The 23,607-nt window shown below is 69.6% G+C and carries 22 protein-coding genes; 13 read left to right on the plus strand and 9 right to left on the minus strand.

What is annotated here, in order from left to right; genetic code table 11:
* Nucleotides 1-77: 77 nt before the first annotated feature.
* Nucleotides 78-1,358, plus strand: a complete 1,281-nt coding sequence (locus tag AC5P1B_RS25090; RefSeq protein WP_493889862.1) for a methyltransferase — start codon at nt 78-80, stop codon at nt 1,356-1,358.
* 155 nt (nt 1,359-1,513) lie between these two features.
* Here AC5P1B_RS25090 and AC5P1B_RS25095 read toward each other — a convergent pair whose 3' ends face one another.
* Nucleotides 1,514-1,930 (minus strand): DUF1348 family protein, encoded by a 417-nt coding sequence (locus tag AC5P1B_RS25095; protein WP_493889864.1) that lies wholly within the window; start codon nt 1,928-1,930, stop codon nt 1,514-1,516.
* A gap of 282 nt (nt 1,931-2,212) precedes the next feature.
* Here AC5P1B_RS25095 and AC5P1B_RS25100 point away from each other — a divergent pair, with 282 nt between their 5' ends.
* A complete protein-coding gene (locus AC5P1B_RS25100; RefSeq protein ID WP_493889866.1) occupies nt 2,213-2,812 on the plus strand; it encodes a TetR/AcrR family transcriptional regulator in 600 nt (199 codons plus the stop codon).
* A gap of 143 nt (nt 2,813-2,955) precedes the next feature.
* On the opposite strand, the gene AC5P1B_RS25105 is transcribed toward AC5P1B_RS25100, so the two are convergent.
* Together AC5P1B_RS25105 and AC5P1B_RS25110 are read right to left on the minus strand one after the other, a co-directional pair.
* Complete coding sequence (locus AC5P1B_RS25105) at nt 2,956-3,972, minus strand: zinc-binding dehydrogenase (RefSeq protein ID WP_493889867.1); 1,017 nt, start codon at nt 3,970-3,972, stop codon at nt 2,956-2,958.
* A gap of 664 nt (nt 3,973-4,636) precedes the next feature.
* Nucleotides 4,637-5,593, minus strand: a complete 957-nt coding sequence (locus AC5P1B_RS25110) for an RNA polymerase sigma factor SigF (RefSeq protein ID WP_493889869.1) — start codon at nt 5,591-5,593, stop codon at nt 4,637-4,639.
* Nucleotides 5,594-5,830: 237 nt separating this feature from the next.
* Between AC5P1B_RS25110 and AC5P1B_RS25115 the strand changes: the two genes are divergently transcribed.
* From AC5P1B_RS25115 to AC5P1B_RS25130, 4 genes are all read left to right on the plus strand, one after another.
* Nucleotides 5,831-6,199: an STAS domain-containing protein gene (locus AC5P1B_RS25115; protein WP_493889870.1), complete on the plus strand. Its 369-nt coding sequence runs from the start codon at nt 5,831-5,833 to the stop codon at nt 6,197-6,199.
* Between the two features lie 171 nt (nt 6,200-6,370).
* Nucleotides 6,371-6,856, plus strand: a complete 486-nt coding sequence (locus tag AC5P1B_RS25120; RefSeq protein WP_493889871.1) for an ATP-binding protein — start codon at nt 6,371-6,373, stop codon at nt 6,854-6,856.
* 304 nt (nt 6,857-7,160) lie between these two features.
* Complete coding sequence (locus tag AC5P1B_RS25125) at nt 7,161-7,976, plus strand: LPXTG cell wall anchor domain-containing protein (protein ID WP_493889872.1); 816 nt, start codon at nt 7,161-7,163, stop codon at nt 7,974-7,976.
* Between the two features lie 145 nt (nt 7,977-8,121).
* Nucleotides 8,122-9,162: a neocarzinostatin apoprotein domain-containing protein gene (locus AC5P1B_RS25130; protein WP_493889873.1), complete on the plus strand. Its 1,041-nt coding sequence runs from the start codon at nt 8,122-8,124 to the stop codon at nt 9,160-9,162.
* 146 nt (nt 9,163-9,308) lie between these two features.
* Here AC5P1B_RS25130 and AC5P1B_RS25135 read toward each other — a convergent pair whose 3' ends face one another.
* A complete protein-coding gene (locus AC5P1B_RS25135) occupies nt 9,309-10,838 on the minus strand; it encodes a peptide MFS transporter (protein ID WP_493889874.1) in 1,530 nt (509 codons plus the stop codon).
* 481 nt (nt 10,839-11,319) lie between these two features.
* On the opposite strand from AC5P1B_RS25135, the gene AC5P1B_RS25140 reads away from it, so the two are divergent.
* Nucleotides 11,320-12,000: a response regulator transcription factor gene (locus AC5P1B_RS25140; RefSeq protein WP_493889875.1), complete on the plus strand. Its 681-nt coding sequence runs from the start codon at nt 11,320-11,322 to the stop codon at nt 11,998-12,000.
* 46 nt (nt 12,001-12,046) lie between these two features.
* On the opposite strand, the gene AC5P1B_RS25145 is transcribed toward AC5P1B_RS25140, so the two are convergent.
* Nucleotides 12,047-12,211, minus strand: coding sequence for a hypothetical protein (locus AC5P1B_RS25145; protein WP_493889876.1), 165 nt, complete (start codon nt 12,209-12,211; stop codon nt 12,047-12,049).
* An 18-nt stretch (nt 12,212-12,229) separates the two neighbouring features.
* On the opposite strand from AC5P1B_RS25145, the gene AC5P1B_RS25150 reads away from it, so the two are divergent.
* Complete coding sequence (locus AC5P1B_RS25150; protein WP_493889877.1) at nt 12,230-13,489, plus strand: sensor histidine kinase; 1,260 nt, start codon at nt 12,230-12,232, stop codon at nt 13,487-13,489.
* A gap of 44 nt (nt 13,490-13,533) precedes the next feature.
* Here the strand turns inward: AC5P1B_RS25150 and AC5P1B_RS25155 are convergent, their stop codons facing one another.
* Nucleotides 13,534-14,037, minus strand: a complete 504-nt coding sequence (locus AC5P1B_RS25155; protein WP_493889878.1) for a GtrA family protein — start codon at nt 14,035-14,037, stop codon at nt 13,534-13,536.
* Nucleotides 14,038-14,232: 195 nt separating this feature from the next.
* On the opposite strand from AC5P1B_RS25155, the gene AC5P1B_RS25160 reads away from it, so the two are divergent.
* From AC5P1B_RS25160 to AC5P1B_RS25170, 3 genes are all read left to right on the plus strand, one after another.
* Nucleotides 14,233-15,360 (plus strand): 5-(carboxyamino)imidazole ribonucleotide synthase, encoded by a 1,128-nt coding sequence (locus AC5P1B_RS25160; protein ID WP_493889943.1) that lies wholly within the window; start codon nt 14,233-14,235, stop codon nt 15,358-15,360.
* Entirely contained in the window at nt 15,357-15,881 is a 525-nt protein-coding gene (gene purE, locus AC5P1B_RS25165; RefSeq protein WP_493889879.1) for a 5-(carboxyamino)imidazole ribonucleotide mutase, read from the plus strand. Before AC5P1B_RS25160 ends, purE begins: the two co-directional genes overlap by 4 nt.
* A 263-nt stretch (nt 15,882-16,144) precedes the next feature.
* Nucleotides 16,145-17,425, plus strand: a complete 1,281-nt coding sequence (locus tag AC5P1B_RS25170; RefSeq protein WP_493889880.1) for a dipeptidase — start codon at nt 16,145-16,147, stop codon at nt 17,423-17,425.
* 203 nt (nt 17,426-17,628) lie between these two features.
* Here the strand turns inward: AC5P1B_RS25170 and AC5P1B_RS25175 are convergent, their stop codons facing one another.
* Nucleotides 17,629-17,994: a VOC family protein gene (locus AC5P1B_RS25175; protein ID WP_493889881.1), complete on the minus strand. Its 366-nt coding sequence runs from the start codon at nt 17,992-17,994 to the stop codon at nt 17,629-17,631.
* 119 nt (nt 17,995-18,113) lie between these two features.
* Here AC5P1B_RS25175 and AC5P1B_RS25180 point away from each other — a divergent pair, with 119 nt between their 5' ends.
* Entirely contained in the window at nt 18,114-18,749 is a 636-nt protein-coding gene (locus tag AC5P1B_RS25180; protein ID WP_493889882.1) for a CGNR zinc finger domain-containing protein, read from the plus strand.
* An 11-nt stretch (nt 18,750-18,760) separates the two neighbouring features.
* On the opposite strand, the gene AC5P1B_RS25185 is transcribed toward AC5P1B_RS25180, so the two are convergent.
* Nucleotides 18,761-20,101 (minus strand): UDP-glucose dehydrogenase family protein, encoded by a 1,341-nt coding sequence (locus AC5P1B_RS25185; RefSeq protein ID WP_493889884.1) that lies wholly within the window; start codon nt 20,099-20,101, stop codon nt 18,761-18,763.
* 232 nt (nt 20,102-20,333) lie between these two features.
* On the opposite strand from AC5P1B_RS25185, the gene AC5P1B_RS25190 reads away from it, so the two are divergent.
* Complete coding sequence (locus AC5P1B_RS25190; RefSeq protein ID WP_493889945.1) at nt 20,334-21,455, plus strand: acyl-CoA dehydrogenase family protein; 1,122 nt, start codon at nt 20,334-20,336, stop codon at nt 21,453-21,455.
* Between the two features lie 378 nt (nt 21,456-21,833).
* On the opposite strand, the gene AC5P1B_RS25195 is transcribed toward AC5P1B_RS25190, so the two are convergent.
* Nucleotides 21,834-23,039, minus strand: coding sequence for a helix-turn-helix domain-containing protein (locus AC5P1B_RS25195; RefSeq protein WP_493889885.1), 1,206 nt, complete (start codon nt 23,037-23,039; stop codon nt 21,834-21,836).
* Nucleotides 23,040-23,607: the final 568 nt, after the last annotated feature.

Raw genomic sequence — 23,607 nt, forward strand, 5'->3', positions numbered from 1 at the left:
GCGGCGATCACGGAATGGCGTTCGCGCGTGGGATCGTGGTCCCAGCTCGCCCGCCACTCCCCGCGAAGTTGGAACTGATGCGCACCCCGCCGCCCCACCCCGACCGGTCAGCCGAAGCGCAGCCCGCCACACCTCCTCCACCCGCCGTCGAGTGGACCGAAGACGACGCGGCCCGCGGCGCGCGCTGGCGTTCCGAGAGCGGGGCACCGCCGCCCAAGCGGGTGGCGGTCGCTGACGACCGGCTGACGGCGGACGCCGCGTACAAGCTGGCCTGCGAGGGGACAGCGCTGCTGTGGCGCGGGGACTACCAGAACGCGCGTCAGCTGCTCCAGGCGATGGCCCGGCGTATCGACCGCAAGCGGACCGGTGGCCGCCCACGCCGCAAGCCCGCCGCGCAGCCACCCGCCACGAGCGCCGTCGCAGCGTCCGCCGGGTCGCCGGGCCAGGATGGGAGTACGCCCGTCTCAGCCGCCGCCCAGGCGTTCCACCTGCACCGTAAGGCGCAGGCGCAGCGAGCCCGGATTCTCGGCATGCTGCTGGTGCCGGTCGAAGCGGGGTATGTCGTTCCGTTGCGCCGCGCGCCGGAGGTGCACGACGCGTGTCTGGAGGCGTGGGGCCCCGACGGCGCCGGTGAGACCGCGGTGATCTCGCTGCGGGAACTGCTCGGCCTCATCGGCGGCCACGAGTGGCGCCGTAAGGGCGTGGAGATCCCGGCACTCGGCGACGACCGCGTCCACCCGTACTACGGAGTGTTCTCGCCGGTGCGGGGCGAGTATGTGGACCTGGTGGCCGAGGCCCCGCTCCCCGAGCGGGCGCGCGAGCTGGCGTTCGACATCGGGACGGGCACCGGCGTACTGGCCGCGCTGCTGGCGCGCAGGGGAGTGCGGCGCGTTGTGGCGACCGACCAGGACCCGCGCGCGCTGGCGTGCGCGCGGGAGAACGCCGCCCGGCTGGGCGTGGCCGCCCAGGTGGACGTCGTGGAGGCCGACCTCTTCCCGCCGGGGCGTGCGCCGCTCGTGGTGTGCAACCCGCCGTGGGTGCCCGCGCGGCCCAGCTCACCCATCGAGTACGCGGTGTACGACCCGGACAGCCGCATGCTGCGGGGGTTCCTCGGCGGCCTTGCCACACACCTGGAACCGGACGGCGGCGAGGGCTGGTTGATCCTGTCCGACCTCGCCGAACACCTCGGCCTGCGCACCCGTGACGAGTTGCTCGCCGCCATCGACGCGGCCGGGCTGCGCGTGCTGGACCGGCTCGACATGCGGCCGAGGCATGGCCGGGCCTCCGATGAGGACGACCCCCTGCACGCGGCCCGTGCCGCGGAGGTCACCTCGCTGTGGCGGATGACCCACGCCTGACCGCCCCGTTCGCCCGGGCCCGCCCCGCTCACGGGGACCGGACCCGGCCGGGCGCGACCCGGGCGGCCCAGGCGCGGGTCCGCCGCCACCGGCTCATCACCGGCCGCCACCACCGGTCGGTCACCGGCCCATCACCGGTCGCCGCCGCCGGTCGGTCATGCCTCGATGCGGCGCTGGCTCTCCTCGATCGGCAGGTCGTTGATGCTCGCGTACCGCCGCCGCATCAGCCCGTCCGCGTCGAACTCCCACTGCTCGTTGCCGTAGCTGCGCCACCACTGCTGCGCGGTGTCGTGCCACTCGTACTCGAAGCGGACCGAGATCCGGTTGCCGGTGTAGGCCCACAACTCCTTGCGCAGGCGGTACTCCAGCTCACGGTTCCACTTGGCGCGCAGAAAGGCCCGGATCTCGTGGCGGCCGCGCAGGAACGTATCGCGGTTTCGCCATTCGGAGTCCTCGGTGTACGCGAGCGCCACGCGCTCGGGGTCCCTGGAGTTCCAGGCGTCCTCGGCCGCCTGGACCTTGAGCCGTGCGGTCTCCTCCGTGAACGGAGGCAGGGGCGGGCGCTGTGACATGGCGGTCTCCTCATCCGGGACACGAACCAGAGAACGTACGTTCTCTGGTCTTGCGGGTACGGTAGGAGAACGGTCGTTCTCCGCGCAAGTCGCGACCGGGCGAGCGGAGATCAGGCAGGTTCTGATCGGCGATCGGCGATCGGTGGGATCGGTGGGACCAGGGGGGTCGGTGTGAGCGATAGGTCCAGTGAGACCGGTGGTGCCGGTCGGGCCGGGCAAGCCGTGGTCGCGCGAGAAGCCGGGTGACCCAGGGGAGTGGACGCGTGGAGTGGAGGAGTGGGAATGCCGAACGGGACGGGGAGCGCCATGGACGAGCCGACGGCGAGAGCGCGGGTGCTCGAAGCGGCGGAGGAGCTGTTCTACGAACGCGGTGTCCAGGCGGTCGGCATGGACGCCATACGCACGGCTGCCGGTGTCCCCCTCAAGCGCCTCTACCAGCTCTTTCCTGGCAAGGAGCGATTGGTCGCCGAGTTCCTCGCGCAGCGGGACCGCGCGTGGCGCGCCGCGCTGACGCGCTACGCCGACGCGCGGCCCTCGCCCCGCGAGCGCGTGCTCGCCGTCTTCGACTGGCTGCATCTGTGGTTCAGCGAACCAGGCTTCCGGGGTTGCGCCTTCATCAACTGCTTCGGCGAACTGGGCGGCACCTCTGAGGCGGTGGCCGAGGCTGCCCGCGGTCACAAGGAAGCGGTACGCCGGTATCTCGCCGAGTTGGTGGCCGCCGCTGACGCCCCGGACCGGCTGGCCGACCACCTCGCTCTGCTCGCCGAGGGGGCGATCACCACGGCGGCCATCTCCGGTTCCGCCGAACCCGCCCGCCAGGCCAGACAGGCGGCCGAAGCGCTGCTCGACGCGGCGGCCGCTGACGGCGCGCGCCCCGCCTGAGCCGTCACGGGAGGCCGGTGCCTCCGCGCGCACGCCCGTACGCGCGCGCCCGCACAGATCACCGAAGTCGTCCCGGAGGCCGCGTTCCGGATGCCGGCGGCCCGGGCGCCGGGGCCCAGCGGGGCGCGCGTGCGGCGCGCCGACTACGACAGCTCCAGCACGGCCTTCCCCGGGACCTGACGATCCGACAGCGCCTTGGACGCCTCCTCGACGCGTGTCCAGTCGCCGCGCCAGGCGACCTGCGGGTCGAGGTCGCCGGTGCCGATGAGGGAGGCGAGCCAGGTCAGGTCGGCTCCGATCCCCTCCATGTCCTCCAGCAGGAAGAACGTGGTGAGCGAGCGGTTGTGGCGGCCGCTGTCGCCGAAGAGCGCGCCGAACGCGAAGGTCTCGCCGGTTCCCGCCGAGTGGCCCATGGTGATCAGGGTGCCGTGCGGGGCCAAGGCGCCGAAGGCGGCGACGAGCTGGTCACCGCCGACGAGGTCGATCACGCCGCGTACGGGCCCGGTCGGCACCAGGCCGCCGCCGATACCCGCCGTCTCCGCGCCCGGCAGCGTCCCCGTCCCTGTGCCCGTGCCCGTCCCCGCGTCCGTCGCCGCCGTCCCGGCTGTCACCACGACCTCGGCCGCGCCCAGGGCGCGCAGGGCGCTCTCCTTCGCGGGATCGCTCGTGGTGGCGATGACATGTGCCCCGCCCCTCGCGGCGAGTTGCACCGCGTACCGCCCCACACCCCCGCCCGCGCCCGTCACCAGGATGCGGCTGCCCACGATCGGGCCGATCCGGCGCAGCCCGCGTAGTGCCGAGCCCGCCGCGACGGGCAGCGTGCTGGCCGCGCCGAGGTCGACGCCGGGCGGCACCGTGCCGATCGAGTCGGTGTCAACGGCCCGGAGTTCGGCCCAGGCCCCGGCGGCCGCGAGGGTGACCACCCGGGTGCCCTCGGCGGGGCCCGTCCCGTCGGCGGCCGCTCGTACGACGGTGCCCGCCGCGTCCCAGCCGGGGACCGTGCCCGCTTCCCCGCCGGGGACGACGAACTCCACCTCGCCCCCGTTGAGGGAGAACGCCTCCACGCGGACCAGGGCCTGTGCGGGGCCGGGGTCGGGATCGGCGACCTCCGCCAGCCGCAGGTGGCCCGGGGCGTTGTGGTCGATCACCAGTGCGCGCATGGCTGACTCGCTTCTCTCGCGGAGGAACAGACGATCAGGGAAAACAGCCGACCAGGGGCAGCGGAGAAACGCTGCGGGAACCCGCCGACAGCGAGATAGTGCCACTGAGTGGCATAAGCCTGCAAGGCGCTTATGCATCTTCCGAGCGCACCGCGTGCAGGCCGCGTCATGTGACGAACGCAGTGCCGGTGGCGGGGCCGCGTCGGTTCTCTCGGCCGCCCTTCCGGGAGCGCGCGAAGCTGCGCACGCCCCGTGCGCTCGTCAACACGGCGCTACGGCGTAGGTACGGCGCTCGACGTACTCCCCCGGCGCAGGCGCACTCGTACGCTCCGTAGCGCGCCCCACAGCGCTCGCGCGGCGCCCCGCCGATGCCCCACCCGACCCAGCTGGCGCCCACGGGGCGCTCGACGCACTCTGATGCCGCTCTCCAGTCCTCGGGAGGGGCGATCGCGGTCCTTGCGCGGAAAACCCGCGCGAGCCGCCCCAGGGCGCTGCTGCGGGTCTTCCGGGGCCGCGACGTGCCTGTGCCGCCCCGGTCCCCGGGCCGAGGCGGCAAAAGGAGCAGGGCCCGTCCCGTAACGCGTGTGCGCAACGCGTACGGGGCGGGCCCTGCTCCGATGAGTGCGAGTCCGCGCCGAGAGGGCGCTCACCCGCGCTCACCCGCCTACTCCTCCAGCATCAGCCCCTTGCGGAGCTTGGTGAGGGTGCGCGACAGCAGGCGCGAGACGTGCATCTGGGAGATGCCCAGTTCCTCACCGATTTCCGACTGCGTCATATTCGCCACAAAGCGCAAGGAGAGAATCTTGCGGTCCCGCGGCGGAAGTTCAGCGATGAGCGGCTTCAAGGACTCGACGTACTCGATGCCTTCGAGGCCGTGGTCCTCATAGCCGATACGGTCGGCCAGCGCGCCCTCGGTGTCGTCCTCTTCCGGCTGGGCGTCCAGCGAGCTCGCGGTGTACGCGTTGCTCGCGGCCATGCCCTCGATGACCTCGTCGTTCGAGATGCTGAGTCGCGTGGCGAGTTCGCTCACGGTGGGCGCGCGGTCCAGCTTCTGCGCGAGTTCGTCGCCGGCCTTCGCCAGGTCGAGCCGCAACTCCTGAAGGCGGCGCGGAACGCGTACCGACCAGCTGGTGTCGCGGAAGAAACGCTTGATCTCGCCGACGATGGTGGGCATCGCGAAAGTGGGGAACTCAACACCACGGCTGAGCTCGAAGCGATCGATGGCCTTGATCAGGCCGATGGTGCCTACCTGGACGATGTCCTCCATTGGCTCGCTGCGGGAGCGGAACCGGGAGGCGGCGAACTTCACGAGCGCGAGATTGAGCTCGACCAGCGTATTGCGGACGTACGCGTATTCGTGGGTCCCTTCCTCAAGCGATTCGAGGCGCTGGAAGAGGGTCTTGGACAGGGCCCTCGCGTCAACAGGTCCCACCTCGTCGTACGGCGGGATGTCAGGCAGGCCCTCGAAGGTGCCGACGGTCATCGGGTCTTCCGTCATGGAAGCCTCGGCGTCAGCGGGCGGCGCGGTGTCTACCTGCTCTGGCGAGGTAGCCGACGAGGCGGTCTCCCGAGGATGTTCGGTACGCGATTCGTCGAGCCGGGGTGACATGGTGTCCTCCATCGTTCTCGGCATATGGCTGCCGGAGCCAATACGGCTGCTGCGGTGAGCGGCGCCTCCAAAGCCGGGCCGGTTCGGGTGTGTCCTTCTACGCCTACCCGCATTGACCCGGAAGTGGCAAGTGCGTGTTGTCCGTATTTGGTGATATATGGCAGTTGTTCGGCTACCGTACGTCGTACTGAAGGCGTAGGGTTCGACGCGCGCAATCGAAAGCCACGAGACACCAGAAGAGGTGCGTGCATGGACCGCGGGATGGTCGGCAGCACGAGCAGGGGCCGACTGCGAGTCGAAGTACGGCACCAGGGAACGAGCGCTGTGGTGACTCCGGCGGGTGAGCTCGATCACCACACCGCCGAGTTGCTCAGCGAGCCGTTGGAGCGATGCGTCGACGACGGGCGCTCGCGCTTGGTTGTGGACTGCTCGCAGCTGGAATTCTGTGATTCCACCGGCCTCAACGTGCTGCTCAGTGCCCGGCTCAAGGCCGAGGCCGCCGGTGGCGGGGTTCACCTGGCCGGGATGCTGCCGGTGGTGGCCAGGGTCTTTGAGATCACCGGGGCTGATGCCGTGTTCACCGTTCACGAGACACTCGACGAGGCGCTGGTCGAGTGAGAAGCGGCACGCCTGTCGCTTGTGCGTAATGCATGCGTTACGTGAGTCACACGGCCTGGGGGGAAGAAGTGGGTGTTCTCACGCCACTCTCGGGCAGGAGACAGCTGAATCTGCACGACGTGACAGGCATTCCCTGTCCTGAGAACGGTGAATCGGTGAGGTGAAGCGCTGATGAGCACCACGCGGCCGTACTCGCCGGGCGACCGCGGCCCGGAAGCCGGCGCGACTGCTCCGGCCCGCCCGTCGCCTGGGCAGATCCGCCGACTCGCCCTCATCGACGCCAGCGGCGCCGTGCCCCGCGCGCGCGACTTCGCGCGGGAGGCGCTGCGCGACTGGGGCTGGCTGCCGGCCGCTACCGCTGATCGGCGTGCCGCCGCGGAAGACGTGTTGCTGGTGGTCTCCGAGCTGGTCACCAATGCCTGCCTGCATGCCGACGGCCCCGAGGAACTGCGGGTCAGCTGCGACAAGAAGTCGCTACGACTCGAAGTCAGGGACCGGGGCGCGGGCACCCCCGCTCCTCGTAACCCGCACCGCGCGGGGCGGCCTGGCGGCCATGGCATGTTCATCGTGCAGCGACTCTGTCTGGACTGGGGAGTCATACGCAACGCCGACGGTGCCGGAAAAACCGTCTGGGCGGAACTCGCCGCGCCCAGCTGACCCGAAGCGCGCGGAACTCGCCGCGCCCGGCTGACGTGACGCGTCAGCCCGCTCCACCGCGCACCGCCCGGCGCATGGCCCCCCCGCCGCGCCCTCCGGTGGCTCCTCTCCTCGCCCCGCCCCGCATGCCCCGTCCGGGCCTCGCCCGGAACGGCTGTCCATCCTCGCCTCGGGCAGGGTTTTCCGGCCTCGCGCCGATCCGGCGCGTTCTGTGTCTTCCTTCGTCAAGGTCTCCGGCGTACCGTCGCGCCCAAACTGATGGCCCGTCAGGTCTCAGCCGTGTGCGACGAGAGGGGAACCCGAGGTGACCTACACCAAACGCCACCTGACCCGGTGCTGCGGGGTGGTCGCGTTGACCGCTTCGGCCGCCTGCTCGGTGGCTCTCCTCACCGCGCCGGTCGCGCACGCGAAGACCGTGGACGTCGACTACCAGTGCAAGACGCCCATCGGGAACAAGGGTGCCGTGTCGCCCATCGACATCGTCAGCAAGCGCAGCGGTGCCGCGTACAAGCTCACCATGAGCTTCGAGAAGGGCGTGTCCTCCAGCCCCATAGAGCTGGGCAAGGGCGCGATGACACCGAGCGCGCTGATCAAGCTGGGCGGCGCGGAGCAGGGCACGGTCGCTGTCGCGGGACCGGCCAATGACCAGGCGATCCCGCCGAACACCCCGATCAAGATCAGCGATCTGACGGGGACGTACACCCCGAAGAAGAGCGGCACGGTCACCTTCACGGCGTCCACCCTCACGATCAAGGCGCTGGGTACGACGACCACCTGCACGCCCAAGAACAGCCCGGAGCCCTCGCTGAGCCTCGATGTGAAGGCTTCCGGCGGCAGCACGGGCGGCTCGAACAGCGGCGGTACGGGCAATTCCGGCGGTACGGGCGGTACAGGTGGTACGGGCAGTACGGGTGGTAATGACGGGGCGTCGGGGACCGGTGGCTCCAGCGGTGCCAACGGTTCCGGTGGCGCGCAGGACGCCCCCGGAGACAGCGAACTCCCGAACACCGGACCAGCTGATTCCGCTCTTGCCCTCGGCGCTCTCGGCGGCACGGTGCTCCTCGCCGGGGTGGGCGGAGCGCTCTGGCTGACCCGACGTCAGCGGAGCGCGGCGCGCTGAGGCGCGGGGTCGTGCGGTTGTGTGGCCGTGTGGCCGTGCGCCGTTCAGCGGACGTCCGGCTGCGACTGGTCCCGTGCCCCGGCCCGCGCCCCCACCGCACCCGATGCCCAGCGCCCGGGCCGCGCGCCCGTAAGGGGAGGAGCCGATGCCGATGCGCACCTGGGCCCGCGCCGACGCCCACGCCCGCGCGCGTAAGCGCGCACACTCCGTGACCTTCCCCGTCACTTTTCCCGCCACCTTCCTCGTCGGCTTCCTTACGGCTGTCGCCCTCCTGGCAGCGGCTCTCGGCGTGGCGCCGACCGGTGCGGCCGCCGCGGAGGAGGAACCGGCAGCGACCGTGTCGCGGCAGGAGGCGGGCGCCGGAAGCAGCGTCACCGTGCGGGGAACGGGCTGGCGGCCCAGGGCGCTGCTCACCCTCGTCGTCTGCGGACAGAACATGATCGGCGGAAGCGACGCGTGTGCCAACGGGGACGGGCGAGCCGTCACCACCGATGCGAGCGGTGCCTTCAGCAAGCGGCTGCGCGTCACCGAGCCGCCGAAGCCGTGCCCGTGCGTCGTGCATGTCGCGACCACGACCGGGAGGCCCGCGGCGGCTGACGTCGCGTTCAGCGTCGCGGGGCACCCCGTGAAGCCGCTGCCGAGGGAGCGGGGAAGCGGGCGGCTGCGGGTGCTGGATGCGCGGCTGGACGGGTCGAGTGGGCTGCTCACCTGGTTCGGCGCGCCGCCACGCCGTCGGCTCGTCATGACGGTCAGCAACACCGGCCCGGCACCGGTGCGGAAGCCGGTCTTCCAGGTCGGCACGGCCAACGGCGTGTTCGCCCCGTCCTGGGAGGCCCAGGAGTGGCGGGGGACCCTCAAGGCGGGAACGACGACACAGGTCAGCCTGCCGGTCGAGCTGACGGCCGCAGCCCACGGGGACTACACGGTGTCACTGAAGTACGGGCGGGGGGTGCTGGTGGCGCAACCCTGGGAGGTCGGGCGGCCGTGGGGTGTGACGCTGTTCTGGGCCCTGCTGTGCGTCGTGGCGGCCGCACTGGTGTTCCGGCTCGGCATGCTCGCCGTGGACGCGGTGCGCCCACGCGTCCGGCAGGACCCGGACGCGAAAGCGGCAAAAGCCGGAGAGGCCGGAGAGGCCGCAGAAGGGGATCGCCTCCAGCAGGCCCGTAGAACGCCGGAAGGCGCGTAGGACACGTAAGTACACGTGAGCCATCCAGAAGGACGCCGGAAGGCACCGGAAGAAGCCAGAAGGCGCCGTAAGACGCCGGAAGCCCGGTGCGCGTCTCGCGCACCGGGCTTCCTGGCGACCGCCTCAGTGGCGGCGGCGGGCGGACGTCAGCGGACGTCGCCCATCAACGCCACGAGTTTCTTGCGGGAACTCCATACGCCGATACCGGCGATCATGGCCAGCGCCGCCTCGATGGCGACGACGCCCTCACCGCTGAGGTCGACGCCTCCGATGGAGAGCAGGCCCGTGGTGCAGTCACCGGCGGTGACGGCGAGGAACCAGACGCCGAGCATCTGGCTGGCGTACTTCTGGGGGGCCATCTTCGTGGTCACCGAGAGGCCGACCGGGGAGAGGCACAGCTCGCCCATGGTCTGGAGCATGTAGATCGAGATCAGCCACATCGGGCTGACCTTCGCACCGTCGCCAGCCATCCCCATCGGAACGACGAAGACGAAGAACGAAGCACCGATCAGGACCAGCGCCATCGCGAACTTCACCGTGGTGTTCGGCTCGCGGTTGCGGCGGGCCAGCGCCAGCCACATCCAGGCGAAGACCGGGGCCAGGGCCATCACCCACAGCGGGTTGACGGACTGGAACCAGGACGACGGGAAGCGGATGCCGAACACCGAGTCCGCCGTCTTGGTCTCGGCGAAGGCGGACAGCGTCGAGCCGCCCTGGTCGAAGATCATCCAGAAGGCGGCAGCCGCGGCGAAGAACCAGATGTAACCGCTGACCTTGGTCTGCTCAAGATCGGTCAGTTCCTTGTCCCGCTTGATGCGGATCAGGACCGCGGTCGGGATGATCAGGCCGAGGATGGTGATGGGGACGAGCGCCCAGTTGAGGGTGAAGTGCCCGGTGGCGACGACCACGCTGTAGAACGCGGCGGTGATCAGCGTCCAGATCAGGCCCTTGCGCAGCCAGCTCTTGCGCTCCTCGGCGGCGAGCGGGGTCGGGACCTCGCTGGAGATCGGGTTCAGGTGGCGGGTGCCGATCAGAAACTGGGCCAGCCCCAACGCCATGCCGAGCGCGGCGATGGCGAAGCCGAGGTGCCAGTTGACCTCCTGGCCGACGGTGCCGATCACCAGCGGCGCGGCGAACGCGCCGATGTTGATGCCCATGTAGAAGACGGTGAAGCCGCCATCCCGACGAGGGTCCTGCGGACCGTCGTAGAGCTGGCCGACCATCGTGGAGATGTTGGCCTTCAGCAGGCCCGAGCCGAGCGCGACGAGCGCGAGACCGGCGAAGAACATGCCCTGGCCGGGCACGGCCAGCGCGAGGTGACCGGCCATGATGATGCCCGCGGCGATGGCGACCGTCTTCCGGGGCCCCCATACCCGGTCGCCGATCCAGCCGCCGGGCATGGCCAGCAGATAGACCATGGCCAGGTACACGGAGTAGATGGCTACCGCGTTGGCCTCGGACATCCCCAGGCCGCCGCCCTGGCTGCCGTCCTTGGAGTCCGGCCCGCCGGCGATCAAGTAAAGGACGAGCAGAGCCCGCATGCCGTAGAAGCTGAAGCGCTCCCACATCTCGGTCATGAAGAGAGTGGCCAGGCCGCGAGGGTGGCCGAAGAAGGTTTTGCCGCCGTCCGCAGGGGTTCCCTGCTTGGCCGCGCCCTTCGTCAGGCTGGACGCCATGGTGGTTCCTTGGGGGGCTACGGGACGCGGGGTCAAGGCGGCTAGCCGGAACAAGACCACGCGCCCGGTCGGGTGGCCGGCACCGGCGTTGCCGTGCCCTCACCCCCACGTCCCAGGGGGGCTCAGCCCACGAGGGACCGACAGGACGGCGGCATACCGGGATCTCCACGCCCCCGCGCAGGTTCACGCGGCGGACCCGGCCGACAGGTCATTCACTGTGCTGGTGAGGCTGGTGGTTCCAGCCCCGGGCACAACAGAAACCTTTGGCGCGTCTTGCGATCCAAAGGTCTCAGGGCAGTGCGACAGACGTTCCGTCACCATACGCCACACCGGGGGCACGATTGGAAGGCCATGAGACGTAACTCACGGTACAATGCACCAATATTTTGCCTGCCATTTGAATGAGCCTGATAACCGGGCGAAGAACCGCAAAGTCGCACGCGGGCGCCGGGCTCAGCCGGACGCGGACTACCATTCCCGCATGACCCGAGTACTGCTCGCCGAGGATGACGCATCCATCTCGGAGCCGCTTGCCCGCGCTCTGCGCCGCGAGGGGTACGAGGTCGAGGTGCGACAGGACGGACCCACCGCGCTCGACGCCGGCCTGCAAGGCGGCGTCGATCTGCTCGTCCTCGATCTCGGCCTGCCGGGCATCGACGGCCTGGAGGTCTGCCGGCGATTGCGCAACGAGGGCCATTCCTTCCCTGTGCTGGTGCTCACCGCTCGCGCCGACGAGGTGGACACCGTTGTCGGGCTCGACGCGGGTGCCGACGACTATGTGACCAAGCCCTTCCGGCTCGCCGAACTGCTCGCCCGCGTGCGGGCGTTGCTGCGCCGCGGCGCGTCGGAGACGCAGCAGCCGCAGCCCGCCACGCACGGCGTGCGGATCGACGTCGAGTCGCACCGGGCCTGGATGGGCGAAGAGGAGCTTCAGCTGACCGCCAAGGAGTTCGACCTGCTGCGCGTCCTGGTCAGGGACGCGGGCCGGGTCGTCACCCGCGATCAGCTGATGCGCGAGGTCTGGGACACCACCTGGTGGTCGTCCACCAAGACGCTGGACATGCACATCTCCTGGCTCCGTAAGAAGCTCGGTGATGACGCGGCCAACCCGCGGTACATCGCGACGGTGCGCGGCGTCGGCTTCAGGTTCGAGAAGAGCTGAGCATGAGCTGAGCCGGTCATGAGCGGACCGGCCGTCGGCAGACCGGTCACGCGGCGGCTCTGCGGACGGCGGAGCGGTCAGCCACCAGTACGGGCACCGGCGCCAGCACCGGCACCAGAGCACCAGCGTCGGAGCCACCACCAAGCAGCAGCCCGCAAGCTCCCGCGATAGGCACCACCAGCACCACCAGCACCGCGCAAGACCGCAGCATGACCGCCCGGAGGGCACAGTGCGCCGCCGCCTGATCAACTCCACGCTCGCCGTGGTGCTCGTCGTCATCGCCGTCTTCGGCGTCTCCCTCGTGATCGTCGAGACCCGCACCATCGAGAACAGCGCTCAGGAAAGCGTGGAGTCCGAGGCGCTGCGGCTGGTGAGCATCGTTGACGGGCGGCTCATCGGCGGGGAGTCGGTGACCCCCAAGGTGCTGAGCGAGCAGATCACCACCGACCGCTACGCCAGGATCACCCTCCCCGGCCAGCCCCGCCCCCTGGAGTTCGGAAACCGCCCCTCGGGCGGCGTCATCGCGGCCGAGGAGAAGGGCACGCAGGGGGTCGAGGTCCGGGTCGAGGAGTCGCACCGCACCGTCGGCCGGGAGATCGGCCGGACGTTGCTGATCATCCTGGCGGTCGCGCTGCTCGCCATCGCCGCCGCTGTCATCCTCGCCGTACGGCAGGCGCACCGGCTCGCCGCCCCGCTCACCGACCTGGCGGAGACCGCGGAACGGCTCGGCTCCGGTGATCCCAGGCCCAGGCACCGGCGCTACGGCGTCCCGGAGCTGGACCGGGTCGCCGACGTGTTGGACGCCAGCGCCGAGCGCATCGCCCGGATGCTCACGGCTGAGCGCCGCCTCGCCGCCGACGCCTCGCACCAGCTGCGTACGCCGCTGACCGCGCTCTCCATGCGGCTGGAGGAGATCACGGTCACCGAGGAGCTGGAGACGGTCAAGGAGGAGGCGACCATCGCGCTCACCCAGGTGGAGCGGCTGACGGATGTCGTGCAGCGGCTGCTGACCAACTCCCGCGATCCGCGTTCCGCCTCGGCCGTGGCCTTCGACCTGGACGAGATCGTCAAGCAGCAGATCGAGGAATGGCGCCCCGCCTCGCGCAGCGAGGGGCGGGCCATCGTCCGGTCGGGAAAGAAGGGGCTGCGCGCGGTGGGCACGCCGGGGGCGGTCGCGCAGGTGCTCGCCACCCTCATCGAGAACTCGCTCATGCACGGCGGCGGCACTGTGGCTCTGCGGACCCGGGTCACCGGGAACCAGGCGGTGGTGGAGGTCTCGGACGAGGGCCCCGGCGTACCGGCGGATCTGGGGTCGCGGGTCTTCGAGCGTACGGTCAGCGGCCGTAACTCCACCGGACTCGGCCTCGCGGTGGCCCGTGACCTCGCGGAGGCGGACGGCGGCCGCCTGGAGCTGCTCCAGCAGCATCCGCCGGTCTTCGCGCTGTTCCTCAGCCGGGAAGCGGATCAGCACCCGCATCAGGGCCACTGAGCCCCGCGGCCGTACCGAGCCCCGCGGCCACGGGGTGAAGCGGCTTACTTGACCCGGTGGGGGCGCGCCTGCGAGTCGGTGAGGAAGGACTCCGCGGTCTGCACCGCTTCGCGTGCGGGCAGCGCCCGGAAGACCCACGTGCGGTAGGACCAGAAGCGGAAGAGCGTGGCGATGCCGATGCCGAGGAACTTGAAGATGTTGCTCTGCAGCGGGCTGTCCCAGTCGAAACCGTAGGTGGCCGTGTAGAGCACCCCGTTCTCGATCACCAGGCCGACCGCGCTGAACAGCAGGAACAGGCTGAGTTCCTTGGTCCGCCCGCTCTTGTCCCGGTCCCGGTAGGTGAAGTACCGGAAGCCGATGTAGTTGCAGACGATGGCGACGACGGTGGCCACGATGCTGGCGCGCACCACGGGCAGCTCTGTCGTGTGGCGTACGAGGTTGAAGACCGCGAGGTTGACGAGCAAACCCACACCGCCCACCACGCCGAACTTGGCGACTTCGCGCAGCAGCTGATCCAGCCGCATGCGCAGGGCGTGCCGTTCACTCATAGTGATCGTCTTACTCCGTAGCTCGGCGGTGGTCGGCTTTACTCCAACTGCTTCATGCTAACCAGCCGTTCTGCCGTTCGCGTCCGGGTATTCAAGATGAGGAGCCGTTCCGGCCATGGATGATCCTACAAACCCAGGAGGGTGACTATCCGCCGGGGCGGATACCCTGGCTGAGTGACGTTCCCTGTAATTGGCATGGTCGGCGGCGGCCAGCTCGCTCGCATGACGCACGAGGCGGGCATCCCCCTCGGCGTCAGGTTCAAGCTTCTCAGTGACACTCCGGCGGACTCCGCGGCCCAGGTCGTGGGCGATGTGGTCGTCGGGGATTACCGCGACCTGGAGACGCTTCGTAGGTTCGCACAAGGCTGCGACGTGATCACCTTCGATCACGAGCATGTCCCCACGGGGCATTTGCGGGTGCTGGAGGCCGACGGCATTCCCGTACGTCCGGGCCCCGAAGCCCTTATCCATGCCCAGGATAAGGGTGTAATGCGGGCAAAGCTGGACGAAATCGGTATTCCGTGCCCGCGGCACCGGATTGTGGCCGATCCCGCGGATGTGGCGCGCTTCGCTGCGGAGGGTGAGGGTTTCCCGGTCGTCCTGAAAACGGTGCGCGGCGGCTACGACGGCAAGGGCGTGTGGATCATCCGCAGCGAGGCGGAGGCGGCCGAGCCGTTCCGCGCCGGTGTGCCCGTGCTCGCCGAGGAGAAGGTCGAGTTCGTCAGGGAGCTCGCGGCCAACGTCGTACGGTCCCCGCACGGCCAGGCCGTCGCCTACCCCGTCGTCGAGTCGATCCAGGTCGACGGCGTGTGCGACACCGTCATCGCCCCCGCTCCCGGCCTGGACCCGGCCCTCTCGGCGCAGGCTCAGCAGCTGGCTCTCAGGATCGCCGACGAACTGAACGTCACCGGGCATCTCGCCGTGGAGCTCTTCGAGGTCAGGGACGGGCAGCGGGTGGCCGTCCTCGTCAACGAGCTGGCGATGCGCCCCCACAACTCGGGCCACTGGACTCAGGACGGCGCCGTCACCTCCCAGTTCGCCAACCATGTGCGCGCCGTGCTCGATCTGCCGCTCGGCGACCCGCGGCCCCGTGCCCCCTGGACGGTGATGGCCAACGTTCTCGGCGGTGACTACCCCGACATGTACGCGGCGTATCTGCACTGCATGGCGCGCGACCCTGGCCTGAAGATCCATATGTACGGTAAAGATGTGAAGCCCGGCCGCAAGGTCGGCCATGTCAACACCTACGGCGACGACCTGTCCGACGTGCGTGAGCGCGCCCGCCACGCCGCCGGTTACCTGCGAGGAACGATCACGGAATGAGCTCGCCCCTTATCGGCATCGTCATGGGTTCCGACTCCGACTGGCCCGTCATGGAAGCAGCGGCGAAGGCCCTCGACGAGTTCGAGATCCGCTACGAGGTCGACGTCGTCTCCGCGCACCGCATGCCGCGCGAAATGATCACGTACGGCGAGCAGGCCGCTGACCGTGGTCTCAAGGCGATCATCGCGGGCGCCGGAGGCGCCGCCCACCTCCCCGGCATGCTCGCCTCCGTCACGCCGCTGCCGGTCATCGGGGTACCGGTGCCGCTGAAGTACCTGGACGGCATGGACTCGCTGCTGTCGATCGTGCAGATGCCCGCGGGCGTCCCCGTCGCCACCGTCTCGGTCGGCGGAGCCCGCAACGCGGGCCTGCTCGCCGCCCGGATGCTGGCGGTCCACGATCCCGACCTGCTCAGCAGGATGCGGCAGTTCCAGGAGGACCTGAACGAGCAGGCCACCGACAAGGGCAAGCGGCTGCGCGCCAAGGTCGAGGGTTCCGGCGGCTTCGGATTCGGGAAGTAACCGGTCGGCTCGGGCAGCCGCCCGACGCGCGACCGGTCAGCCGGTCGGCGGGTCTGCCGGTCTATCGGTCTGCCGGTCGGCGGTCAGCCGGGAAGGGCGCTGCTGGGAGGACGCGGCAGCACGACGCGCGCCTCAGCCATTGGCTGCCGGCCGGGTGGCCGATGGCGATGTCCAGCAGCCAGTGGTTCGGTAATCGGCGGGAGCGGCGGCAGCGGCAGGCCGGCGGTCACCATGCGGACGATCGGGACGATGGGGGAGTGACCATGTCAGGCAGCAAAGGTGTCGCCACGGACGAGGTCGGCGGCGAGGCCACTGAGGACGGCCCAGCGCCCGGCGGTCCCGGGGCTCCGGCGACAAGAGCCGCGCGCCACCTCACGCGTGCCCGCGAGCTGCTCGCCGAGCACCCCATCGTCGACGGCCACAACGACCTCCCGTGGGTGCTGCGCGAGATCGGCTACGACCTCGACCAGCGCGATCTCGCCGCCGACCTGAGCGCGCACCAGCACACCGACATCCCCCGCATGCGCGCGGGCGGCGTCGGTGCCCAGTTCTGGTCCGTCTACGTACGCTCCGACTTCGCGGGCGACAACGCGGTCACCGCCACCCTGGAACAGATCGACATCGTCCGGCAGTTCGTCGACCGGTACCCAGCCGACCTGCGGCTTTCCCTCACCGCCGACGACATGGAAGCGGCGCGTGCCGAGGGCCGCATCGCCTCGCTCATGGGCGCGGAGGGCGGCCACTCCATCAACTGCTCGCTCGCGACCCTGCGGGCGCTGTACGAGCTGGGCGTCCGCTATATGACGCTCACCCACAACGACAACGTCCCGTGGGCCGACTCGGCGACCGACGAGCCCCGGGTGGGCGGCCTCACCGCGTTCGGCCACGAGGTCGTCCGCGAGATGAACCGGCTCGGCATGCTCGTCGACCTCTCCCACGTGGCGCCGGAGACCATGCGGGCGGCGCTGCGTACGAGCGAGGCTCCCGTCGTCTTCTCGCACTCCTCGTCCCGGGCCGTGTGCGACCACGTACGCAACATCCCGGACGACGTGCTGGAGCTGCTGCCCGCCAACGGGGGCGTCGCGATGGCGACGTTCGTACCGAAGTTCATCCTGCCCGAGGCCATCGAGTGGACGCTGGCGGCGGACGCCAACATGCGCGCCCACGATCTGCACCCGCTCGACAGCACGGCGGAGGGGAAGCGCGTCCAGCGCGCGTTCGAGGCGGCCCACCCGCGCCCGCTCGCCACCGCGGCCACGGTCGCCGACCACCTCGACCACATGCGTGAGGTCGCCGGTGTCGATCACATCGGTGTCGGCGGTGACTACGACGGGGTGGCGTTCACCCCGGCCGACCTCGCGGACGTCTCCGGTTACCCCAACCTCGTCGCCGAACTCCTCGACCGCCGCTGGTCCGAGGCCGACCTGGCGAAGCTGACCTGGCACAACGCGGTGCGCACGCTGCGCGGCGCGGAGGACGTGGCCCGCGGCCTGCGGTCCGTCCGTGGCCCCTCCCGTGCCACGATCGAACAGCTGGACGCCTGAGGCCAGCCCGGCGGCACTGGGCATCCCCCGCCCGCGTCCCGGACTCACTCCCGGCGCCGACCGGGAGGCGCCCCCGTACGGGGCTGTACCGCCAGCTCGTACGGGGCCGCCAACGGATCAGCCACGAGCACACCAGACCGTGAGCCAGCTCCTGAGTCAGCTCCTGAGCGACCAGCCCCTGAGCCCGTGCGTGCGTCGGCCGGTCAGCACATGCACAGGCAGAAAGGATGCCCCGCCGGGTCCGCGTAGACCCGCCAGGTGCGGGGCTCGCCGCCGTTGTCGTCGAGCAAGCGCGCGCCGAGCGCGAGTACCCGCTCCTGCGCCGCCTCCATGTCGCTGACGCGCAGGTCCAGATGGAACTGCTGTGCGCCGTCCGGCCGGGGCCAGACCGGCGGTACGAACTCGGGTGCCTCCTGGAAGGCGAGCGGCGTTCCCTCGTTCCCCACGAGGTCCACCCACCCCTCGTCCCCGGGTTCGGGCTTGCCGCCCAGCACCTCCGCGTAGAAACGCGCGAGCGCCATGGGATCGGGACAGTCGAGGACGACCGCGCCCAAAGTGGCGATAGCCATGCTTGTTCCCTTCAGAGGACAGCCCCCTCCGGGGTGTTACCGGTAGAGAGCATTCACTAGTAACCGTAACCACATGATGGCGGGTTACTGGTAACGCGGCAACCGGTAATGTGGCCGATGTGCAGCAGCCCGGCCATCGCGAACCCGCGCCTGAACCGCTCGTCCTGGTTCAGGACCTCGCGAACACGCTCGACACCGAGAGCGGGCATGACGCGCTGGCCGTCGCAGGGGGCCTCGACGCGTTCCTCGGTGCCCACGGGCTGACCGATCTCGGTCTCACCGACCGCCAGCTGCCGGCTGTCCGAGAGCTACGTGAGGCGCTGCGGGACGCGTGCCTGGCGCATACGGGCGTGGACATGCCGTCCGCGTCGGCCACGGCCCTGGACGCGCTCATGGCCCGGGCCCCGCTCGTCCTCGCCATCGACGCGCACGGCGGTGCGGCGCTGCGGCCCGCCCCCGGCCTGTCGGGCGCCGACGCCTTTACGGCCCGTATCGCCGCTGACATCACCACGGCGGTCGCCGAAAACACCTGGCCGCGGCTCAAGGCCTGCGAGGCCGATGACTGCCGCTGGGTGTACTACGACCGCAGCCCGGCCGGACGCAGCCGCTGGTGCACCATGGCGATCTGCGGCAGCCGGGCGAAGATGCGCGCCTACCGCGCGAAGCGCGTGGCCAAGCCGGGCCGGGCAGCGGGCAGCCGCCCGGCGGGTACGAAGGGACCGGGCCAGGGCGTTTCTCCTGGGCCATCGGGCTGACGGCGGGCGCGCTACGCGCGAGGGCGGCCCAGCGCGCGGTACGTCCAGTCGGCCTCGCGCCACACCTCGGGGTCCAGCGCGTTGCGGCCGTCGAGGATGCGGCGCTCGTCTACGACCGCTCCCAGCTCGTGGGGGTCGAGGTCGCGGAACTCACGCCACTCCGTGAGGTGCAGCACCGCGTGCGCGCCACGCGCGGCCTCCAGCGCGCTGGGCGCGTAGCGCAGGGTCGGGAAGACCGCGCGCGCGTTCTCCATGCCCTTCGGGTCGAAGATCGTCACCTGGGCGCCCTGGAGGTGGATCTGACCCGCGACGTTCAGCGCGGGGGAGTCCCTCACGTCGTCGGAGTCGGGCTTGAACGCCGCGCCGAGCACGGCGACCCGCTTGCCGAGGAAGCTGCCGCCGACCGCCTCGCGGGCCAGCTCGACCATGTGCCCCCGGCGGCGCATGTTGATCGAGTCGACCTCGCGCAGGAAGGTCAGTGCCTGGTCGGCGCCCAGCTCACCGGCGCGGGCCATGAAGGCCCTGATGTCCTTGGGCAGGCAGCCGCCGCCGAATCCGATCCCGGCCCGCAGGAACTTCTTCCCGATCCGCTCGTCGTGGCCGATGGCCTCGGCGAGCTTCACGACGTCCCCGTCGGCCGCCTCGCAGACCTCGGCCATGGCGTTGATGAAGGAGATCTTCGTGGCCAGGAAGGAGTTCGCCGAGGTCTTGACCAGCTCGGCGGTCGGGAAGTCGGTGACGACGAACGGCGACCCTTCGCTGAGCGGCGTCGCGTACACCTCGCGCAGCTGCTTCTCGGCCTGCTCGCTGGTGACGCCGACGACGATGCGGTCGGGGTGCAGGGTGTCCTGTACGGCGAAGCCCTCCCGCAGGAACTCCGGATTCCAGGCGAGCTCGACGTCCTCGCCCGCAGGGGAGAGCTCGGCCAGGAGACCGGCCAGCCGCGCCGCGCTGCCCACGGGGACCGTGGACTTGCCGACGACCAGCGCCGGGCGGCGCAGCAGCGGCGCGAGCGACGTGAAGGCGCTGTCCACGTAGCTCATGTCGCACGCGTACTCGCCCTGCTTCTGCGGGGTGTTCACGCAGACGAAGTGGATATCGCCGAACTCGGCGACCTCCTCGTAGGACGTGGTGAAGCGCAGCCTCCCGGTCGCGCCCTCGATGCCCGCGGCGTGCTGCCGCAGCAGGTCGTCGAGTCCGGGTTCGTACATCGGAGCGCGTCCTGAGGACAGCATCTCGATCTTCTCGGGCACGATGTCGAGCGCCAGCACGTCAAAGCCGAGGTCGGCCATGGCCGCAGCGTGCGTGGCGCCGAGGTAGCCGGTGCCGATCACAGTGATCTTGGGGGCCATGCGGTGCTCCATGGTACGAAAGGGCGGGACTGCGCTGACCGAGCATAGTCGGGACGCGGGCCGGGCATCTGAGCCGCTGTCGGCAAACTCACGTACCCCGGCCAGGGGCGCGCCCCTAAGATTGGGTTACTTAACGGTTATTAACACTCAGGGGAGTGAGGACACCTTGGCCTCCGCGCAAAAAGCCACTGGCGCCGGATTCGACCTCTACCGCCCGGCCGAGGAGCACGACATGCTCCGCGAGTCGGTGCGCGCGCTCGCCGAGTCGAAGATCGCGCCGTTCGCGGCCGAGGTCGACGAGCAGAGCCGTTTCCCGCAGGAAGCCCTCGACGCGCTGGTCGCCAGCGACCTGCACGCCGTGCACGTCCCGGAGACCTACGGCGGCGCCGGCGCGGACGCCCTCGCGACCGTGATCGTGATCGAGGAGGTGGCCCGCGTCTGCGGCTCCTCCTCCCTCATCCCCGCCGTCAACAAGCTGGGCTCGCTGCCGGTGATCCTCGCCGGCTCCGAGGACGTGAAGAAGAAGTACCTGAGCCCGCTGGCCAAGGGCGAGGCCATGTTCTCGTACTGTCTGTCCGAGCCCGACGCGGGCTCCGACGCGGCGGGCATGAAGACCAAGGCCGTACGGGACGGTGACTTCTACGTCCTCAACGGCGTCAAGCGCTGGATCACCAACGCGGGCGTCTCGGACTACTACACGGTCATGGCCGTGACCGACCCGTCGCTGCGCTCGAAGGGCATCTCGGCCTTCGTCGTCGAGAAGGACGACGAGGGCGTCTCCTTCGGCGCCCCCGAGAAGAAGCTCGGCATCAAGGGTTCGCCGACCCGCGAGGTCTACTTCGACAACGTCCGCATCCCCGCCGACCGTCTGATCGGTGAAGAGGGCACCGGCTTCGCCACGGCGATGAAGACCCTGGACCACACCCGCATCACCATCGCCGCCCAGGCCCTCGGCATCGCCCAGGGCGCCCTCGACTACGCCAAGGGCTACGTCCAGGAGCGCAAGCAGTTCGGCAAGCCGATCGGCGACTTCCAGGGCGTCCAGTTCATGCTGGCCGACATGGCGATGAAGCTGGAGGCCGCGCGTCAGCTCACGTACGCCGCCGCCGCGAAGTCCGAGCGCGTCTCCCTCGGCGGCGCGGACGAGGACCTGACGTTCTACGGGGCCGCGGCCAAGTGCTACGCCTCCGACGCCGCGATGGAGATCACCACCGACGCGGTCCAGCTCCTCGGCGGCTACGGCTACACCCGTGACTACCCGGTCGAGCGCATGATGCGCGATGCCAAGATCACGCAGATTTATGAAGGTACGAATCAGGTGCAGCGGATCGTGATGGCGAGGAACCTGCCGTAGCAGGGATTTCGCAGGTCAGAGCAGGTCGTAAGCGGTCTGCGCGCCGGTCTGAGCTTCCCGTCTGTTTGTGGCTGTTCCGGGCCGTTCCTGAGCGTCATGCCGGGGAAACTTGCGCTGACACTGGGCGACGCACGACTCCTGACACCACGGCCCCCGGCATCGCCGGGGGCCGTTCACATGGGCTGCTGTCAGGCCACTTGCGCCCGTTCGGAGCGGGCGTCGGCGCCAGACGCCAGCAGAGGGACCAAGGCCACCAAACGCCAGCCGCTCAGTTTCCCCAAGCGCCAGCCTGGTCTGCTCTGGCGAACCAAACACAGAGCCCCGGTCCCGGAACACTTCGACCGAGGCTTTGTTCGTTCGGGGTGATGCGGCACTTCATCAGTTTGTGAGGCCGATCCGCTTCGCCATGTCCATCAGCTTGGGCCTAGCCCGTTGATGCCTGACGAACAGCACGCGAATCGCTTCCTTAGCCATGGGGTGGACTTCGGCCATTTGTGGTGCGACCGCGAATGCCCTGTCCAGGGCTTCTTCCGTGCCGTCGTAGTCGCACAGGGCTAGCCGCGCCCGAGCTGTGTTTATGGCGAGGTTTCCCACGCGTGAGGGGCGCAGACCTGCCGGAGGATTCTTGAGCAATGGGGCTGCCATGGTCGAAGCCTCATCCGGCCTGCCAAGGTCTACGAGGGCCGCTAGCTCGTGAAGATCAGTGTTCCCAGGGCCGAACGTCAGGGCGCGGTGAACCAGGTCACGCGAGCCGATCCGATCCGCGTACGACCGGGCTTTGCGTACATGCTCCGCTGTCGCTTGCTTATCCTCCGCGCGGGACGCGAGTGTGACCCCGCGTAGGTGCAACGAACCCAGGAGTACAGCCATGCCGGGATCTTCCCGCTTGGTACGCCGAGCGTCCGCTTCGTACTCGGTCACGGCGCGCTCAACCACCGCTAGGCCGTCGTCGTACTGCCCCGCTGACTGGTACGTACCGACTTCACTCCAGGCGGCCGCCGCTTCTACCCCTGGGTTGTCGGCTCGCATTGCCGCCCACTGCTGCCGACCAACCACCGTGTCGGCGAGATCGTATTGACCCATCCGATGCGCGACTACATACGCGCACCCGTACAGCTCCGCCAGAGCCTCCCAGTCTTCCGGTGATGATCCGGTGGACAGTGCGGACGCGGTTGCCTGGTCCAGAAGCTCAGGCAGGCTTTGCAGCAGTTCGACGTACCGTGTACCGGTACGAAGCGTTAGCGCGGATTTCAGGCCATCGGCCACAACCCCCGCTGGTGGGATGTCCGTGCGGGGTAGCTTGTGCCGCCTGACCGCCGCTCGCAGGTCATCCAGTAGCTCGCTTTGCTGTGAGGCGTCGGCATACGGCTGCCCATAGATTCTCGCCGTAGATACGCCAAGCGCCTTGGCGACGCGTGCCACGTAAGCGGGGGTTGCTGGTCGTAGCCCGTTCTCAATCTTGGTCAGGTACGACACTGAATAGCTCGTCAGGTGTGCCAACCGCTGCTGGCTCATGTCCCTGGCCATCCGGAGAACCTGGATGTTCTCGCCTGGCGGAGGGCTTGTCATGGTGGTCGTAGTCATGTCGTCACTGTCCCACTCTCACGGTTCCGAATGACTTGTCGTGGCCGGAACCCGTTGTGTCGCTCCTGTGTCAACTGATCACGCTCGGCCGGTGGTTATCTAGTAACAGCCAGCAACCGAGCCAGTAAGGCAGGTGCCCAAGATGAACCAGTGTTTCCGGGTTGACCCCATCCCCGGTCTCCCTGCGTACAGAGAGGACCAGTCGGGGCACATCCACGTTCCGCTGTCCCTCCTGCGGAATGGCGAGCATCAGGCCGACGTCGAGTTAGTACTTGCACCCTCTGAAGCGGAGACCCACGCCGCTCAGATCAATCGACTCATGGCGGGAAGCGGTGGCTCGAACCGTTTCTTGAGCTTGGTGGCCGGTGCCGACAAGACCGGCGGAACCTCGTACGTACCCCCGGGCATGCTGGTGGCGCGAGAACACCGCAGGCACCCGATCGCGTAATCCGGTGCACCCGAACGCCAAGGTGTGGTGCCTAGCTTGGGCTCTCATGATCTGTATCTGGGGGCTGGCCTTTCTTCTGGTCACCACCTTCTTGTGATCCCCCTTCCGGGACGACGAGCC

This window comes from Streptomyces sp. A01 (assembly GCF_059026195.1).

Excerpts from the sequence above, each read along its gene's own strand:
- AC5P1B_RS25090 (WP_493889862.1), top strand. The coding sequence starts at position 78 with ATGCGCACCCCGCCGCCCCACCCCGACCGGTCAGCCGAAGCGCAGCCC.
- AC5P1B_RS25095 (WP_493889864.1), bottom strand. The coding sequence starts at position 1,930 with ATGTCACAGCGCCCGCCCCTGCCTCCGTTCACGGAGGAGACCGCACGG.
- AC5P1B_RS25100 (WP_493889866.1), top strand. The coding sequence starts at position 2,213 with ATGCCGAACGGGACGGGGAGCGCCATGGACGAGCCGACGGCGAGAGCG.
- AC5P1B_RS25105 (WP_493889867.1), bottom strand. The coding sequence starts at position 3,972 with ATGCGCGCACTGGTGATCGACCACAACGCCCCGGGCCACCTGCGGCTG.
- AC5P1B_RS25110 (WP_493889869.1), bottom strand. The coding sequence starts at position 5,593 with ATGGAGGACACCATGTCACCCCGGCTCGACGAATCGCGTACCGAACAT.
- AC5P1B_RS25115 (WP_493889870.1), top strand. The coding sequence starts at position 5,831 with ATGGACCGCGGGATGGTCGGCAGCACGAGCAGGGGCCGACTGCGAGTC.
- AC5P1B_RS25120 (WP_493889871.1), top strand. The coding sequence starts at position 6,371 with ATGAGCACCACGCGGCCGTACTCGCCGGGCGACCGCGGCCCGGAAGCC.
- AC5P1B_RS25130 (WP_493889873.1), top strand. The coding sequence starts at position 8,122 with ATGCCGATGCGCACCTGGGCCCGCGCCGACGCCCACGCCCGCGCGCGT.
- AC5P1B_RS25135 (WP_493889874.1), bottom strand. The coding sequence starts at position 10,838 with ATGGCGTCCAGCCTGACGAAGGGCGCGGCCAAGCAGGGAACCCCTGCG.
- AC5P1B_RS25140 (WP_493889875.1), top strand. The coding sequence starts at position 11,320 with ATGACCCGAGTACTGCTCGCCGAGGATGACGCATCCATCTCGGAGCCG.
- AC5P1B_RS25145 (WP_493889876.1), bottom strand. The coding sequence starts at position 12,211 with ATGCTGCGGTCTTGCGCGGTGCTGGTGGTGCTGGTGGTGCCTATCGCG.
- AC5P1B_RS25155 (WP_493889878.1), bottom strand. The coding sequence starts at position 14,037 with ATGAGTGAACGGCACGCCCTGCGCATGCGGCTGGATCAGCTGCTGCGC.
- AC5P1B_RS25160 (WP_493889943.1), top strand. The coding sequence starts at position 14,233 with ATGGTCGGCGGCGGCCAGCTCGCTCGCATGACGCACGAGGCGGGCATC.
- purE (WP_493889879.1), top strand. The coding sequence starts at position 15,357 with ATGAGCTCGCCCCTTATCGGCATCGTCATGGGTTCCGACTCCGACTGG.
- AC5P1B_RS25170 (WP_493889880.1), top strand. The coding sequence starts at position 16,145 with ATGTCAGGCAGCAAAGGTGTCGCCACGGACGAGGTCGGCGGCGAGGCC.
- AC5P1B_RS25175 (WP_493889881.1), bottom strand. The coding sequence starts at position 17,994 with ATGGCTATCGCCACTTTGGGCGCGGTCGTCCTCGACTGTCCCGATCCC.
- AC5P1B_RS25185 (WP_493889884.1), bottom strand. The coding sequence starts at position 20,101 with ATGGCCCCCAAGATCACTGTGATCGGCACCGGCTACCTCGGCGCCACG.
- AC5P1B_RS25190 (WP_493889945.1), top strand. The coding sequence starts at position 20,334 with ATGCTCCGCGAGTCGGTGCGCGCGCTCGCCGAGTCGAAGATCGCGCCG.
- AC5P1B_RS25195 (WP_493889885.1), bottom strand. The coding sequence starts at position 23,039 with ATGACTACGACCACCATGACAAGCCCTCCGCCAGGCGAGAACATCCAG.